Origin of the sequence: Roseibium sp. AS2, assembly GCF_038900065.1 — a bacterium.
GTDB lineage: Bacteria > Pseudomonadota > Alphaproteobacteria > Rhizobiales > Stappiaceae > Roseibium.
This window is the reverse complement of record NZ_JBBMQN010000001.1, coordinates 193,601-209,844: the sequence shown is the minus strand read 5'-3', so window position 1 is coordinate 209,844 and position 16,244 is coordinate 193,601. Positions and strand designations below refer to the sequence as shown.

The following is a 16,244-nucleotide window of genomic DNA, read 5'->3' as shown; positions in this document are numbered from 1 at the left end:
GCGATCATCGGCAGGGCGCTGATTATGAGAAGCTGCTGGTGCATGGCATGGGACATAGCAGCACTTGGTTCCTGAATAAAGATGTTCCGGAAATCCGGGCGCCGATTGTCTTGCCCGCGGCGGACACGGCTGCGCAATTTCGCTGCGGGGTAACCGAATGTGAATGTCTGTCGGGCAGGATCGCGGCAGGCGAACGGTATGACGGACGAAAACGCACGGGCCATGGCATCTATTCCCAAAAACACTGCGGACATCGCGGCTGCGGATTCGCGCTCCGGTTTCTGGCACCGCGCGGTGCGGTCCGGCGACTGGTTCACCTGGGACCGGATCGGCTTCGCATGCCTGTGTTCCGCGATCGGTTTTGCCGCGGGCCTGATCTGGATGCTGGCCATTCCCAACACCTATGGCGCCCCCAACGGCACGTTGCTGATGGACTATCTGAGTTTCTGGCTGGCGGGTGGTCAGGCGCTCAACGGAACGCCGGAGCTGGCCTATGTTCCGGTGGAATTCGCGGCCATCCAGAAAGACTTTACCGGCGCCGACACGGTGTTCGGCTTCTTCTATCCACCGACATTTCAACTCCTGCAGGGCGGTTTCGCCCTGTTGCCCTACAAGGCCGCCTTCGCCACGTTCATCGTCCTGACCACCGGGATGTTGTGCCTGGCTTGCCGGATGATCACCGGGGCCTGGCTTCTGGCCGTGTGTCTCATTCTCGTTCCCGCTTGCGCCAACAACGCCTTTCACGGGCAGAACGCCGCCCTGACCGCGGCGCTTTACGGCTTTTTCCTGGTGGGCATCGAGCGTCAGAAGATGATCCTGGCCGGTGTCGCGCTCGGTCTTTTGACCATCAAGCCGCAACTCGGCATCCTGGTGCCGGTTGCCCTGATCGCAAGCGGAAACTGGCGCACGTTCCTGAGCGCGTCGGTAACGACGTTTGTGGTCGCGGGCGCCAGCGTGGCTGTCCTGGGTGCCGGTGTCTGGCTGGTGTTCTGGCAGCAGGCGCCGGTGGCCGCCGCGATGATGGAACTCGGCGGCGTGGAATGGGGCAAGATGGTTTCCGTCTATGGCGGCCTGCGCCTGCTCGGCCTTGCCCATGGATCCGCCATGGTGGTTCAGGTCGTGGTCGGCCTTGCCGCCGCGGTTTGCGTCTGGCGCGCCTGGCGCCGGTCCGAGGCGATGGCGGTGCGCTCGGCCGTTCTGGTCGGCGGCGCGCTTCTGGTGACACCGTTCGCGCTGTCCTACGATCTGACGCTGCTGGTCGTGCCCTGCGCCTACCTGATCCGCGACGGGCTGAAATCCGGTTTCCTGCCGTATGAAAAGGCGGTGCTTGCCCTGGTCATCGTGTTGTCCGCCTCGACCAGCCCGCTGGCCGTCTGGCTGGGTCTGCCCGTGGCACCGCTGCTGCCGCTGCTGGTGATCTGGCTCGGGCTGCGCCGGATGGATCAGGCGCCTCGGCCGCTGGCCGGAATAGACGACCCTGCTCAGACCTCGGCGATCGCGGGCTGACCCTTCGATTTCCGTTTGCGTTCCCTGTGGGCGATATAAAGCCCGCTGCCGATGATCAGGGCGATGCCGATCCAGGTCGGCCCATCCGGAAAATCCGAAAACACGAGATAGCCGAACAAGGTCGCGCTGACGATCTCGATATATTGCAGCGGTGCCAGCAGGCTCGCGCTGCCGCGTTGGAAAGCGGCGACGACCAGACCGTGAGCCGCGAATGAAATCAGCCCGATCAGGGCCAGAAATCCGACCTGGCTGCCGGATGGCATCAGGAACGTCATGTCTTCAAACCCGGCGAGGTTCGCGATCACAAGCGCGGTACCGAGCATCAGCGAACCGGACAGGCCGGCGCTGAACTGTATGGTCAGGAGGCCGTCGGTCACGGGATAGAGCCGGTTGAGCAGAAGATAGAAGGAAAACAGAAAAGCCGTCGCCACGGGCAGCAGGCTGACGAGCCCGATCTCGGCGAGATTGGGCCGCAGGATGATGATGGCGCCAATCAGGCCGACCAGAATGGCACCAATCCGGCGGATGCCGACCTGCTCCTTCAGGATCAGCGCCGCGAGAATGGTCAGCACCATCGGCTCCACGAAGAAGATCGAGATTGCGGTGGCAACCGACATGAATTTCACGGCGGTGAAAAAACACAGCGACGCGGCGGCCAGAAAGATGCCGCGCAGATAGTTGATCACCGGCTGTTGTCCACGCAGACGCGCGAACCGGCCTGTCGCGAGGGCCAGGACCAGACAGATCAGGAACTGGAAGAAAAACCGGCCGAAGGTCACTTCCAGCGGCGGCAGGTCCGTTGACAGGTACTTGGCGATGATGTCCATCACCGGAACGATCAGCATTGCCGAACTCATCAGGGCGATAGCCGCAAGCGGGTTCTGGTCCACGAGTGAAGGTGGGGTGCTCGCTGTCACCCGGAGACATCCAGCAGCAGGGTGTCGATTTCGGACAGGGGCTGCATCGAGCCCAGGGCCGCTCTGGCTTCGGCGCTGTCCTGGTCCATCTGGGTGATCAGCGCCTCGGCACTGTCGAATTTTTCCTCGCCGCGCAGATAGGACACCAGGTGCACCCGGAGTGTCTGTCCGTAGAGATCGCCGGAGAAATCGAACAGGTGGACCTCGAACAGGGGAGCGCCATTGTCGAAGGTCGGGCGGCGCCCGTGACTTGCGACCCCGTCATGCCAGCGCCCGCCTGCCTTGACCTTGACCGCGTAAATGCCGTGCCGCAGCGGGCAGTCAGCGGCAAGCGCAAGGTTTGCCGTCGGATACCCCAGGTCCCGGCCGCGCTTGTCGCCCTGGCGCACCTCGGCCTCGAAGAACCAGCGATAGCCGAGCAGGCCGTTCGCCTGGGCAATGTCACCGTGTTCGAGACTGTCGCGGATCCGGGTGGAGGAAATGACTTCCGCGCCTTCGTCCTCTTCACGCTGGACGATTGTCACGCCGAAGCCGTGGTTCGCACCGGCGCTGCGCAGGTAGTCCGGTGTGCCCTGGCGGGCCCGGCCGAAATGAAAGTCATATCCCGTGACCGCGTGCGAAATGCCGAGCGTGTCGATCAGGATATCCTGGACGAAGGCATTTGCCTCGATCCCGGCGAATGCTCTGGTGAAGGGCAGGATCAGCGCGCCGTCGAGGCCGCAGACACGCAGCAGGTCGAGTTTCTGCGCCGGCGGCGTCAGCCGGAACACCGGCTTTTCCGGATTGAACACCGTGCGCGGGTGCGGTTCGAAACTCATGGCATAGACCGGATGGTGCGTGCCATGGCCGAGACCCATGGCGGCGTCGAGCACCGCGCGATGTCCCCGGTGTACTCCGTCGAAATTTCCGATGGCGACGATGCCGCCTTTCAGGTCCGCCGGAAAGCCGTCAAGGCTTTCGGCAACGTGGAACCCGGAGGAAACAGTTCGGCTCATGCGGCAAACCTTCGCGCAACGTAACGGCCGGGACACGTCGGTGAGGCCGACATGTCCGGGAGGATGAGCAGTCACAGCGGTCTGCGGCAGAACACAGATCACCGTTGCTGGCGTGGAACCTGCCGTCAACAACTGAAAAGGTCAAGTTCGGCGGATCGGGAGAATGGCGTGCTTCTGAATGCGGCGCAGGCAGGGGCGTGTCAGGAGCCGGAGCGATCGTCGTCGCGACCGGGCACCTTGACGAGAGCCTCGCCTTCCAGAACGACGGTCTCCTCGACGCTGCATATGCAGGACAGGCGCGCACGGTTGCCGCGCTCCATCAGTTCCTCGACGGTCACGGTCACCTTGACGTCGTCACCGATTCGCACCGGCGCCTTGAAATTGAGGGTCTGGGAAAGATAGATCGCACCCGGACCGGGCAGACGGGTGCCCAGGACCGCGGAAATCAGGCTGGCGGTGTAGAGCCCGTGCGCGATGCGTGTCTTGAAGGGCGTTCTGGCGGCGAAATGCTCCGACAGATGGATGGGATTGCGGTCCCCGGACACTTCCGCGAAGCCCACGACATCCGAAGAACTGACATGTTTGACAAGTTCTTCACTCAGTCCGACGGACAGGTCTTCGAAACAGAGTGTTTGGAGCTCAAGCATTGCAAGTACCGCCATTAATTGTCTTTTTTCAAGCAACGCGAACGCTAGGCTCCGCAAGGTTTTTTCGCAATTGTGCTTTGGGCGAAGAAAAAAAGCTTCGTTATTAACGGTCTTTTCAGGGGCGCCGGTTAAATTGCGTTGAGTGTGGGGAGGCGAGGACACAAAGATTGTGTCACTCTCCTTCGAAGTCATAACGCGTTTCCACCGGCCCACGGCCAGGGGCCGCGCCAGTTGACAGTATGGAGTAGACAATGGCCCTTGATCTTCAGATGCCGGTCCTCGTGGTCGATGACTACAAGACGATGATTCGCATCATTCGGAACTTGCTCAAGCAGCTTGGATTCGAAGACATCGATGATGCCGCGGACGGCACCGAAGCGTTGGAAAAAATGAAGCAGCGCCGTTATGGCCTGGTCATTTCCGACTGGAATATGGAGCCGATGACCGGTTACGAGCTGCTGAAGCAGGTTCGTGCCGACGGCAGCCTCAGCAAGACACCATTCATCATGGTCACGGCTGAGTCCAAGACTGAGAACGTCATCGCCGCGAAAAAAGCCGGCGTGAACAACTACATCGTGAAGCCATTCAACGCACAGACGTTGAAAGGCAAGATCGAGGCGGTCTTCTCCGAGTGAATTCTTGCTGCTGGCGGAGGTCTGCGCGAACACGCATCTCCGCCAGTGCCTGAAGGGTGATCACGACTGGCTCGGACTTGCCGATCAGGCAGGCCGGGTTCGTTTTGACGCATCCGCAACGAAATAGCGGCACCTGACCCTGGGTCCGTCCTCGGAAGAAAAAACGACATGGAGAGGCACGACCAGGTGGCTAACATGAAACAGGAAAACATCGCCCGCGTCATCGATTTTCTTGAAGAAAACAAGAATCGAGAGGGAGAGGTTTCGTTTACCGACGTGATGCATCTCGCCGAGGTCATGTCGGGATCCATGTTCGACTTTCTGTCGACCGTCCAGCCGGCTGTAACCGAAGAGCTGACGGCGATCGCCAAGGAAATCACGCGCATGAAGGAGGAAATCTCCGCCTTGCGCGCCAACGACATGACCGGCAACAAGATACCGGGTGCCGGCCTTGAACTGGACGCGATCGTGGCAGCCACGGAGGAAGCCACGAATTCCATCATGGAAGCGGCCGAAGAGATCATGGGCGCCGACGCCAGCGACCCGGCAGCCTATCAGGAGCTGGTCAGCAACAAGATGATCGGCATTTTCGAGGCCTGCACCTTCCAGGACATCACCGGCCAGCGAATTTCCAAGGTCGTTGAAACGCTCAACTATATCGACGAACGTGTGAGCGTGTTCATTTCGCATCTGCGCATCCCCGAGGATATCGAGGCGGCCATCGAGGAAACCGACGAGGAACGCCGCAAGCGCGAGCTGATCCTGCACGGACCGCAGCATTCCGGAGAAGGTGTCTCCCAGGACGACATCGACGCCATGCTGGGCGACGCGCAATCGGACATCGACAAGCTGTTCGACTGATCCGGGAACACACCAAGAATTCGAAAAGGCTCTCCTCTGGAGGGCCTTTTTTATTGGGCGCCCGGACAGGAAAATGCCCGTTCTACCGGGTGGCAGCCCCTGCCTCCCGATGCGCCTTGCGCTCGGCAGCCAGCGAAGTCAGGCCGAAATCGTCCAGGATCGTGTAGAAGGCGGGCACCACGAACACGATCATCAGCGTCGTGCCGATCAGGCCGAAGGAAATCGAGGTGACCAGTGGGACCAGGATCTGGGCCTGGGGGCTGGTTTCGAACAGCAGCGGCAGCATGCCGACGATCGTGGTGACCGAAGTCAGCAGGATCGCGCGGAACCGCGCCTTGGCGCCCAACGGGGCGATGTCGGCGACATTTTCCATCTCCGGGGTATGTTCGTTCTTGATGAAATGCACCAGCAGGATGGAATCATTGACCACGATCCCGGCCAGGGAAATGAAGCCGAGCATGCTCGGCAACGCGAAATCGATGCCCATGAGCAGGTGGCCCCACACCGCCCCGATCAGCGCGAACGGGATCAGCACCATCACCACGACAGGCTCGATGTAGCTGCGGAACTGGAAACTCAGCAGGATGAAAACGAAGATCAGGCCCGTGCCGAGGGCGGCCGCCATTGACGCCTGGGTCTTGGCACCTTCCGCGTTCTGGCCTTCCGTCGATGCCGTCAGGCCGGGATAGCTCTCCAGCAACTGCGGGACAAACACGTTTTCCGTGTCGTTGACGACTTCATTCGCGTTGGCGGTTTCCAGATGCACATCGCCCGTCACCGTCACGGTCGGAAGGCGATCGATGCGATTGATCCGCGTGTAGGTCCTGTCGGACAGGATTTCAGCAACGCTGCCGAGCGGAACCCTGTGGCCGGACGGGGTCTCGATGGTGAAACGTTCCAGGTCCCCGAGGCTGTTGCGGTCCATGCCGGACAGGCGCACATCGACTTCGAAACTCTCCGCGCCGACCTGAACCTCATCCGCCGTGATCCCGTTGAAGGCGCCCTTGAGCTGGTCGGAGATCGCCTTGGCATCAAGTCCGACCGCACCGGCGCCGTCCCTGAGCGACAACGCCAGTTCCGGCTTGCCGAGACTGAGGTCGTCGGAGACGTTGTAGACGCCGTCATAGCCGTTCAGCCAGTGCTGCAGCTCCTGCGAGGCCAGGTCGAGAACATCCAGGTCCTCATGGGCAAGCCGCAGTTCGATGGCCCTTCCCGCCGGCCCGATACTGGATTCGGTGAGAATGTTGCGTCGCACATCCAGCGTTGCGGGCAGCTCCTGCTGCCATCTGGCCAGGATTTCCTGATTGCCCGCATCGCGCAGGTTGCCCTCCAGCAGGTCCACGTTGACGGTCGCCAGATGTCCGCCATTGGTGCCCGCATCACTGTTTTCGTTGAAGCGCACCAGCACATTCTTCAGGAGCGGGGCTCCGTCCGGATTGCGCGGCGAAAGCTGCGCGTCCGTGCGTTCCAGCGCGGCGATCGTTTCCGCCACGATCGTTCTGGTGTCGTCAAGCGCCGCGCTGGCGGACAGTTCGATCCGGGCTTCGATCTGGTCGCCCTCCACATTGGGGAAGGCCTGGAACTTGACCAACCCGCCCGCAAGAAGCGCCAGCGTGCTCAGGAAGAGCATGATGCAGATGCCGACCGTGAAATAGCGGTTGCGCACGGACCAGGACGCGCAGGGCCCGACCACATGCTCGCGCAGCCAGGACATTCCGATTTCCGCCGATTGCGTCACCCGGTTGGGCCTGTCCGCCGCGCCATGGGACAGATGGTTCGGCAGGATGAGGAATGCCTCGATCAGAGAGATCACGAGCACCAACAGCATGACGATCGGGATCACCCGCAGAATGTCGCCGAGATCGCCGCTGAGGAAGGCGAGCGCACCGAAGATCGCCACCGTCGTCAGAAACGAGGACACGACTCCCGGAGCCACCTGCGCCGTGCCTTCGATCGCCGCGTCGAGCGCGCCGAGGCCTTGCTGGCGTTTGGTGGCGATGTTTTCCGAAATCACGATGGCGTCGTCCATCATGATCCCGACCACGATCAGAAGCGCGACCATCGACAGCATGTTGATGGTCAGGCCGGTCAGCGCCATCACGGCAAGAGCGCCGAGGAAGGAGACCGGCAGCCCCATGCCGATCCAGAAGGCCTGCCGTCCGCCGAAGAAGATCCACATCGCGGCGACGACGAGCGCCAGACCCTGGCCGGAGTTCTTGACCAGCATCTGGAGCCGGTCCTTGAGCACGATCGAACCGTCGTTGAGGAGGGTCAGCGTCACGCCTGGAGCGGTGCGGGCCTGTTCCTCCTCGACAAAGGTCTTGACCCGATCGACCACCTTGATCAGATCGTCGCTTCGGGTCTTGGAGACATCGAGAACCGCGGCCAGCCGCCCGTTGAGCCGGGTTTCCACCTCTACGTCCTCGAACAGGTCCGTGATCGTCGCGATGTCGCCAAGCTTGATCTGGCCGCCTTGTGGGGAGGAAGCGACGATCACGGACGAATACGCGTCCGCCGCCAGCCGTTCGTCCGCAAAGCGCAGCAGGATCGAGCCACCCGCCGTCGTGATCTCGCCCGACGGGGTGTTGATGTTCTGCCGGGTGAGGGTCTCGGCGATCTCGGTGAGGGTCAGGCCGATTTCGCGCGCAGCCGCGTCGCGGACCTCGATCCGGAACTGGCGGTCGGAAAACCCCGAAATCTCCACCTGGGGAATGCCGCCGAACCGGAGCATGCGCTCCTTGACCGCCTGAGCGTAGTTCTTGAGCTGCGGCTTGTCGCCGATGCCTGTGATGACCACCGACACCGCCGCGCTCAGACGACCGGACTCTTCGATGACCGGATCCTCGACAGCGTCGGGAAATTCGGAGATCGCGTTGATCTCGCGGTCGACGTCGAGCATCAACTGGTCGATGTCCTTGCCTTCGACGATGCGGACGGTCGCAAGGGCGAGATTCTCCCTGGAATCGCACCTGAGCTCGTCGATGTTTTCAATCCCGTCGAGCGCATCCTCGATCCGGCGGCAGACCGTGCGCTCCACATCCGCGGAGGTCGCGCCCGGATAGGCGACGGTAACGGTGATCTCCTTGATCGGGATCTGCGGAAAGGTTTCCAGCAGCAGCGCGGGCACATTCAAAAGGCCGAGAACGACCAGGCCTGCCATCAGGAGATTGGCGGCGGTCGGATGCCGGGCGAAATACCGGATCATCGCTTCGCCTCTCCGGCTTCCAACGGCAGTCCGGAGGCTTCCACCAGCCGGGTGCCGACCGTGTCGTCTTCAACCGGGGCAAGCAGCATGCCCTCGATGACGGGCGACGGGTCGCTCACGATGACCCGGGTGCCTGCGGGCAATGCGGTTTCAAGAACGACAATGTCGTCAATGTGATAGGCAACCTGAACATTCAGAAAGGCGAGGCGGCTGTCTGGCGAAACCGTCATGAGCTTGCCGTTCCGGACGGCATTGCGCGGCACAAGGATCTTGCCGTCCACCGCCGGCGCCGACAATTCAACCTCCGCGAACATGCCCTTGACGAGCGGCGGCTTGATACCGGGCCGAATGGTGTCATAGGGCTTTTCAACGGTGACGATCAGGCCGATGGAACGGGTGTCCGGATCGACCGTGTCGCTGACCCGCTTGACCCGTGCCTTCCAGTTGGCGTCCTCTCCGACCGAGCCGACCATGACAGTCGCCGACAACCTGTCCAGCGAACGGCGGGCGCGCATCACGCCCTCTGCCGTATCCAGTTGACCGGGAAAGGCGAGATTGGCGAAGCCGGCCATGTTGGCCGGGCTGATCTGGACGTCGATGTCGGCTGCCTCGATACCGTCCAGGCCGCCGATGGACGTGCCGGCCGCGACGAACTGGTCGATCTCCACGCTGACCTCCGACACGCGGGCTTCGAACGGTGCACGCAGGCTGGTGCGGGCAAGGTTCAGCTTCGCCGTTTCCAGCCGCACCTCGTTCTTGCGCCTGGCCTGTTCCAGAGCCTTCTGCTGCACGGGATTGAGCGTGATGTCGTTTTCCAGGTCCTGGACCACGGACCGCTGCTGCAGGACGGCGGCTTCCTGGTTCTCGACCTGCTGATCGGAGATGACCTTGCGCTCGGCCAATGTCTTGAGCCGGGCCAGTTCCCGTTGCTCCAGGTCCAGAACGGCTTTCGCGATCTCCAGGGATTTTTTCTGCGTTTCAAGCGTGATCGAGAGCTCTTCCAGATCGACGTCGGCACTGGCGATGTCGGTTTCGGCCTCGGCGATTTCCAGCTGGTAGTCTTCAGGCGACAACCGGATCAGAACGTCGCCCTCGGCAACGAAGTCGCCGCGTTTGAAGCCGGGATTGATATAGGTGACCCTGCCGGACACCTGCGCAATCGCATCGAGCGTGCGGGCCGGTTCGACCGTTCCGTATCCGATGACCCGCGGCACGAAAGGCCGCGGCTCAACCGTGACCACACGCACGACGGAGGCCGTTTCCTCGATTTCGGTCCGCGGAGGGGTGTCACGACCGCTGACGGCGTAGAACAGCACAGCCGCGCCAACGAGGACCGGCGGAAGGATCAGGGCTTTGCGCAGCAGTGACACGGCATGTCTCCTGAATGTGAATGCGTTTGTCTCGACCGCAAGACCGGCGGCTGGCCAACAGACGGATATGATCGCACCAAGTCTTCCGACTGTAATCCTGCATTTTTCGCTGGCGGACGTATGCAAGCGTTTACTTGCAATAAGCTGTTTCCGTCTCGATTGCAAGCGCATGCTTGCCTAAGCCGTCAGGCAAGCTTAGCGTGCGAACGCACAGATGAAGATGACAGGGCATCGAATTGGTCCGGATTGGCCGGATGCGAGGGATTTTGGCGAAAAGTATCGATGTTTCCGAAGTCTATTCGGCAACGCTGGCGCTGTTCCGCGAACGCGGTTTCACAGGCACGACCACCAGGGAGATCGCGGTGCGGGCGGGTGTCAACGAGGTCACCCTGTTCCGGCGGTTCGGTTCGAAGGCGGCCCTCATGCAGGCGGCGATCGGCGATGCGATTGCCGATGCGCCTTTCGGACAGGTTCTGCCGGGCGACGACCCGCAAGCGGACCTGTGCGAGGTCGTGCGGGCGTATCTGGCCACTTACGAAAAATACGGGGGGCTAGTTCTGACCCTGTTTGCCCAATTGCCGCATCACCCGGAGCTGTCCGGGATTGCGCCGACCCTGTTCAGGAACATGCAGAACGTTGCGGCGATCATGGCCGCGCATCAGCAGGGCGGCCGGATCCGGGCGGGGGACCCGGGCAGGTTCGCCGTGGAACTGATCGCACCGCTCGCGGTGATCGGGATGATGAAGGAGATGGGCGCCGGGCCGGGACACAAGGATTTTGATGTCCCGGATTACGTCCGCACCTTCCTGTCCGGGCACGGAGCTTCGGCATCCGCTTGAACCGGCAGGGTTTCAGGTGTCGGGGCGCTGGCTTTGGGTCACCACCAAAGGCGCGGCAACGCGGCCCGGGCGCGCAGGCCTTCTTCCGCCAGGCGGCGCCGGATGAGGTTTTCGTCCGGCGTGTCGCTGGGGCCGAAATCGGACGCATGAATGCCGGCGGTGATGAACAGCACGTCGATATCCTGAGAAACCGCACCGCGGATGTCCGTGGGCAGGCCGTCGCCGATCGCAAGAACGTCTTCTCTGGCCACGTCCTCGCCCGATAGTTTCGCCAGCCGCTGCATGGCCGCGGTATAGATGGGCGCGTGCGGCTTGCCGAGGATGGACACCTTGCCGCCCAGGTCTTCGTAGAGACGTGCCAGCGCGCCAGCGCACCAGATCAGCCGGTCGCCGCGTTCAACAACGATGTCCGGATTGGCACAGATCATCTGCAGGCCGCGATCGGCCAGTTTCTGCAGGCGTTCGCGATAGTCGTCCGGTGTTTCGCTCTCGTCGTCTACGAGGCCGGTGCAACTGATCGCTTCCGCCTCGTCGTCATTGCTCGTGAAGGTGGCCTCAAGGTCCCAGTAGAGCGGCTGGTCGCGATTCGGGCCGATATGCAGCAGCGTCTTGCTGCCCTGGGCAACAAGCACTTCCCGGGTGACGTCTCCGGAGGTGACGATGTCGTCATAGGCTTCCCCCGGTACGCCGAGGCTGGCCAGCATCTCGCCGACCTGTTTGGCCGGGCGCGGGGCATTGGTGATCAGCACCACCTTGCCGCCGGTTTCCTCGCGATAGGTCCTGAGGGCTTTGTGCGCGCCTTCGAAAGCGGCTACACCGTTGTGAAGAACACCCCAGACATCACACAAAATACCCTTGTAGGATGGCGCGAGGGCATTGAGCCCGTCAACAAGAAGCGGTGCAGAAACGGTCATGGCGGGTCACTCGATTGCGGTGGGTCTGGTAAGCTTTACCAAGGAAGCGGGACAAACACGGCGCGGACCATATAGGAACATGCCGCGGTGCGAAACTGCGTAGAGAGAGTTTCATGAAAGTCAGGCAGCTTGGCGAACAGGTGATCAACCAGATCGCGGCCGGAGAAGTGATCGAACGGCCCGCCAGCGTCATCAAGGAACTGGTGGAAAATGCCGTCGATGCCGGAGCCACACAGATCGAGATTGTGACGGCCGCCGGTGGCAAGACGCTGATGCGGGTGTCCGATGACGGTGACGGCATGCACCGCGACGACCTGCAACTGGCCATCCGCCGTCATTGCACGTCCAAGATTTCGGACGACGACCTGTTCGATATCCGCACGCTCGGGTTCCGGGGCGAAGCCCTGCCGTCCATCGGTTCGGTCGCCCGGCTGGCGATCCAGTCCCGCCACGCGGACGAGGACCACGCCTGGGCCATTGCGATCGAGGGCGGCAAAGAGCAGGCCGCTGTTCCGGCGGCGCGCACCAGAGGCACACAGGTCGAGGTCCGCGATCTCTTCTTTGCGACGCCCGCACGGCTGAAATTTCTCAAGTCGGACCGCGCCGAGGCCGCCGCGATCACCGAAATCGTCAAGCGGATCGCACTGGCCTATCCCGGCATCGGGTTTTCGCTGGCCGGTGCGGACAGGCAGGCGCAGAGCTGGCCCGGTGCGCGCGGCACCGACCCGCACCTCACCCGGATCGCCCAGATCCTCGGCAAGGCCTTCGTCGACAACGCCATGGAGATCGACGCCGTGCGCGAGGGCGTGCGTCTGAGCGGGTTCGCCGGTTTGCCGACCCATCACCGTGGCAACGCCCAGCACCAGTTCTTTTTTGTCAACGGCCGGCCCGTCAAGGACAAGCTGCTGCTGTCCGGTCTGCGCGGGGCCTATGCGGACGTGCTCGCCCGCGACCGCCATCCGGTGGTGGTGTTGTTCCTCGATCTTGACCCGGTGCAGGTCGATGTGAACGTGCATCCGGCCAAGGCCGATGTGCGCTTCCGGGACGGCCAGCTTGTGCGCGGGCTTCTGGTCGGTGCGATCCGGCATGCGCTGGTTCAGGCCGGTCATCGCTCGTCGACGTCCAATGCCGCCGTGGCACTCGATGCGTTGCGCCCGCAGGCGCCGGGCTACGCATCCGCGCCTGCGGGCAATGGTGCCGCCTATGGCGCCGGAACAGGAGCAGGTGCAGGAGCAGGAGCAGACTTTGTCCGGTCCCATGCAGCGCCCCACTGGGATCCAGGCGCCTTTCGGCCGCTGGACGGCGGGGGAGCCGCGGCAGGGTTCGCCGAACCGGCACAAGCGCCTTTCACCAGCCCGGGCGGTTTTGAGGATTTCGCGGTGCCGTCCGCCGATGCCCGGGCCCATGATGCGCCGGTCGAGATCGAGAAGACCCGCTTGCCGCTGGGCGCCGCCCGGGCCCAGGTGCACGAGACCTATATCATCGCCCAGACTGGCGACGGTGTCGTCATTGTCGATCAGCATGCGGCGCACGAGCGTCTTGTCTATGAGCGCCTGAAAGAGGCGTTGGCCAGGAAAGACGTCGCCCGGCAGATGCTGCTGATCCCGGAAATCGTGGAATTGCCGGAAGAAGATGCCGCCCGGCTGACGGAACGGGCGGAGGACCTTGAAAAGGTCGGTCTGTGTCTGGAAGCCTTCGGCCCCGGTGCGATCGCGGTCCGGGAGACGCCGGCGATGCTGGGCGACATGGATATCCAGGGCATGGTCCGGAACCTTGCCGACGAACTCGCCGAATGGGACACTGCGGATGGCTTGAAGGAGAAGCTGGACCATGTTGCGGCCACCATGGCCTGCCACGGGTCCGTGCGTGCCGGCAGGCGCATGCGCCCGGAGGAAATGGACGCGCTGCTGCGGGACATGGAGGCGACGCCGTTGTCCGGCCAATGCAATCACGGACGGCCCACCTGGGTGGAACTGAAGCTGACCGACATCGAGAAGCTGTTCGGGCGGAAGTAGACCAGGCTGATCGGCAGGCGCCGGCTGTGCGTATCTCTCGGGGCCACGCGGGATGGAGAAGGCTGCATGAGCGAATCCGATGCGAACGGGACTGGCGGGCGCGCGCGGCGGGCAGGCGGCTTGCTGCGGCGGGCAGCCGGGCTTCTATCCGGTCCGGCGATCGTCGTCGTCATCGCCTATTGCATGGCGGCAGGCTACATGTATCTGAACCAGCGCGGCTTTGTTTTCGTGCCGACGGGAACGCTCGCCGCCCCGGCGGAGAAGGGCCTTCCCGGTGTCGATGTTGAAACCGTCGCGATGGCGGACGGGACGCAGGTCGCCGTCTGGCGGGCCGGCCCCACGCGGCCCGGAGCGCCAACCGTCGTCTATTTCCACGGAAACTCCGGTAATGTCTCCAGCAGATCGAACCGCTTCAGGCGAATCCTGGACAGTGGTTTCGGCCTTTACGCACCAAGTTATCGTGGTTATGCCGGCAGCGAAGGCAGCCCGTCCGAGGCCGCGCTGATCTCCGATGCCCTGGAACACTTCGACAGGGCCGCCCAGTCCGGTGCGCCCGTTGTCCTTCACGGCGAAAGCCTCGGGACCGGCGTCGCAACGGCGGTGGCCGCCGCGCGTCCCCAGGCCGGTCTGCTTGTTCTGGAAGCGCCCTACACCGCACTTGTCGATCTTGCGTCCGCGCAATATCCGTGGCTGCCGGTCACTCTGCTGATGAAGGATCCGATGCCGACCCGCGACCGCATCGGCGATGTCGCGGCCCCGGTGCTGATCGTTCACGGGTCGAAGGACCGGCTCATCCCCGTCGCCCATGGCAGAGACCTGTTTGAACGGGCCGGGGATCCGAAACGCAGTGTCATCGTCGACGGTGCCGGACACGGGGATCTTTGGGACAAGGGTCTCTGGAACGCTGTTCTGGAGACGTGGCGCGATACGCGGCTATGCGCTTCGCCGGAAGAGCGGCGCGAGGGCGGCAATTCCCTGGATGTGGCGGACTGCTGACAAGATTTCGGCAGATTGCCGGACTTGTGACCCGGGCCGGTCGGCCCGGGCTGCGCAGTGGGGAACGCGAACAGTGTCCTCAGAAGGTCCGCTGAACGCGGAACGTGCCATACAGTTCGTAGGTGTCGTCGAGACCGGACGCGGTGTTGAAATCCAGATCGCGGTACTGCAGTTCCGGGCCCATGATGAAGCCGGAAACCGGTTCCCAGACCGCGTTGACGGTCGCGTCCCACTGGGTGAAATCATACGCGTTGGTGCCGCCGTCCACGTTGTGGTAGCCGCCTTGCAGGTTGACTTCGATCGTATTGGTCAGGCCCAGGCTGACGCCGCCGAAAACGTTGATCGTCTTGGTGGTGTCGATGCCGTTGCCGACCACGACCGCATCGGTGATCCGGCTGTTCCAGCCCGTGGAACCGTAGGCGCTGGCGCCGTCGGTGTAGACGACCTGAAGGGCGGCACGGCCACCTTGCCCGATACCGCCGAACTTGACTTCGCCAGCCGCGCCGAGGGCCCAGCCGAGTTCGTCCTCGGAGCCGCCGCCGGTGCTGTTGACCAGTGCGTTGGCGTAGATCTGGTGCAATGCGCCCATGATCTGGACTTCGCCCCAGCCCTGCTTGAGGGCAAGTGCGCCGGTGAAGTCCGGCATGCGCGTGCCGCCGTAGCCCTGTACGCCGTTGTTGAAGCCGACGCCGGCCTGCCTGTTGGCCCCGTCCTCGACGGCCACGGACGCATTGAACCCGTTGCCAAGGGCGTAGGTGTAGCCGATCAGGTTGGTGTCCTGATCGGAGTAGGATTCGATCTGGGCGCCAAAGGAATAGCCGGTGAAGAAATCGAAATAGGACGATGTGAAACCGGCTGTCAGGCCGCCCCACTGGATATAGACGTTGTCGACCGAGAAGCTCTCGGTGCCGTTCTGCACTTGCCCGTAGTAGCTGATATAGGAGCGCAGGGTTCCGAACTCGGTTGCCGTTCTGGCATCGAGATACAGATAGCCGCGTGTGCGCAGTTGCAGGCCGTCGGCGCTGCGCGTGCTCCATGCGTTTTCTTTCTCGCCGAAATTGCGGAACCTGGTATCGACACGGACGCGGCCGCCGACGCGCAGGCAGGTTTCGGTGCCCGGAATGTAGTAAAAGCGCGAGCCGTAGGCATCGCAGACGCGAACGTAGTCAACCGGCTCCGGCGCGATCGGCAGGTCGGCGGATTGTGCAGGACTGGCCATGGCCAGGATGCCGGCGATCGATCCAAGAAGTGCGTGACGTGTCATTTCAAACTCCGAACTCATAGCGGAATGCCCCCGCATGCGATTGTGGCAGCGGTAAATGACAGCACAATCATCAGGTGGAT

General features: G+C 62.8%; 13 protein-coding genes. 6 read left to right on the top strand and 7 right to left on the bottom strand.

Annotation, left to right across the window (positions count from 1 at the left end; translation table 11 throughout):
* Nucleotides 1–198 precede the first annotated feature (198 nt).
* The gene (locus WNZ15_RS00945; RefSeq protein ID WP_342891055.1) at nucleotides 199–1,506 is read left to right on the top strand and encodes a glycosyltransferase family 87 protein; all 1,308 of its coding nucleotides are present in this window, start codon (nucleotides 199–201) and stop codon (nucleotides 1,504–1,506) included.
* On the opposite strand, the gene WNZ15_RS00940 is transcribed toward WNZ15_RS00945, so the two are convergent.
* The 3 genes from WNZ15_RS00940 to WNZ15_RS00930 all read right to left on the bottom strand — a co-directional run bounded on the left by WNZ15_RS00940 (nucleotide 1,482) and on the right by WNZ15_RS00930 (nucleotide 4,065).
* A complete protein-coding gene (locus WNZ15_RS00940) occupies nucleotides 1,482–2,423 on the bottom strand; it encodes a DMT family transporter (protein WP_342891054.1) in 942 nt (313 codons plus the stop codon). The genes WNZ15_RS00945 and WNZ15_RS00940 overlap by 25 nt on opposite strands.
* Complete coding sequence (locus WNZ15_RS00935) at nucleotides 2,420–3,418, bottom strand: bifunctional riboflavin kinase/FAD synthetase (RefSeq protein WP_342891053.1); 999 nt, start codon at nucleotides 3,416–3,418, stop codon at nucleotides 2,420–2,422. The genes WNZ15_RS00940 and WNZ15_RS00935 overlap by 4 nt, the downstream gene beginning before the upstream one ends.
* Before the next feature lie 200 nt (nucleotides 3,419–3,618).
* A complete protein-coding gene (locus tag WNZ15_RS00930) occupies nucleotides 3,619–4,065 on the bottom strand; it encodes a MaoC family dehydratase (RefSeq protein ID WP_342891052.1) in 447 nt (148 codons plus the stop codon).
* Nucleotides 4,066–4,316: 251 nt separating this feature from the next.
* Here WNZ15_RS00930 and WNZ15_RS00925 point away from each other — a divergent pair, with 251 nt between their 5' ends.
* Entirely contained in the window at nucleotides 4,317–4,700 is a 384-nt protein-coding gene (locus WNZ15_RS00925; RefSeq protein ID WP_342891051.1) for a response regulator, read from the top strand.
* A gap of 195 nt (nucleotides 4,701–4,895) precedes the next feature.
* Nucleotides 4,896–5,561, top strand: a complete 666-nt coding sequence (locus WNZ15_RS00920; protein ID WP_342891050.1) for a chemotaxis protein — start codon at nucleotides 4,896–4,898, stop codon at nucleotides 5,559–5,561.
* 82 nt (nucleotides 5,562–5,643) lie between these two features.
* Here the strand turns inward: WNZ15_RS00920 and WNZ15_RS00915 are convergent, their stop codons facing one another.
* Together WNZ15_RS00915 and WNZ15_RS00910 are read right to left on the bottom strand one after the other, a co-directional pair.
* On the bottom strand, nucleotides 5,644–8,766 hold the full coding sequence (locus WNZ15_RS00915) for an efflux RND transporter permease subunit (RefSeq protein WP_342891049.1): 3,123 nt from the start codon (nucleotides 8,764–8,766) through the stop codon (nucleotides 5,644–5,646).
* On the bottom strand, nucleotides 8,763–10,136 hold the full coding sequence (locus WNZ15_RS00910) for a biotin/lipoyl-binding protein (protein ID WP_342891048.1): 1,374 nt from the start codon (nucleotides 10,134–10,136) through the stop codon (nucleotides 8,763–8,765). The genes WNZ15_RS00915 and WNZ15_RS00910 overlap by 4 nt, the downstream gene beginning before the upstream one ends.
* 266 nt (nucleotides 10,137–10,402) lie before the next feature.
* Here WNZ15_RS00910 and WNZ15_RS00905 point away from each other — a divergent pair, with 266 nt between their 5' ends.
* On the top strand, nucleotides 10,403–10,975 hold the full coding sequence (locus tag WNZ15_RS00905) for a helix-turn-helix domain-containing protein (protein WP_342891047.1): 573 nt from the start codon (nucleotides 10,403–10,405) through the stop codon (nucleotides 10,973–10,975).
* Between the two features lie 38 nt (nucleotides 10,976–11,013).
* Here WNZ15_RS00905 and WNZ15_RS00900 read toward each other — a convergent pair whose 3' ends face one another.
* Nucleotides 11,014–11,889, bottom strand: coding sequence for a TIGR01459 family HAD-type hydrolase (locus tag WNZ15_RS00900; RefSeq protein ID WP_342891046.1), 876 nt, complete (start codon nucleotides 11,887–11,889; stop codon nucleotides 11,014–11,016).
* Between the two features lie 113 nt (nucleotides 11,890–12,002).
* On the opposite strand from WNZ15_RS00900, the gene mutL reads away from it, so the two are divergent.
* Both mutL and WNZ15_RS00890 read left to right on the top strand, forming a co-directional pair.
* The gene (mutL, locus tag WNZ15_RS00895) at nucleotides 12,003–13,904 is read left to right on the top strand and encodes a DNA mismatch repair endonuclease MutL (protein WP_342891045.1); all 1,902 of its coding nucleotides are present in this window, start codon (nucleotides 12,003–12,005) and stop codon (nucleotides 13,902–13,904) included.
* A gap of 66 nt (nucleotides 13,905–13,970) precedes the next feature.
* The gene (locus tag WNZ15_RS00890; RefSeq protein ID WP_342891044.1) at nucleotides 13,971–14,900 is read left to right on the top strand and encodes an alpha/beta hydrolase; all 930 of its coding nucleotides are present in this window, start codon (nucleotides 13,971–13,973) and stop codon (nucleotides 14,898–14,900) included.
* Between the two features lie 79 nt (nucleotides 14,901–14,979).
* On the opposite strand, the gene WNZ15_RS00885 is transcribed toward WNZ15_RS00890, so the two are convergent.
* Nucleotides 14,980–16,164 (bottom strand): porin, encoded by a 1,185-nt coding sequence (locus WNZ15_RS00885; RefSeq protein ID WP_342891043.1) that lies wholly within the window; start codon nucleotides 16,162–16,164, stop codon nucleotides 14,980–14,982.
* Nucleotides 16,165–16,244 lie beyond the last annotated feature (80 nt).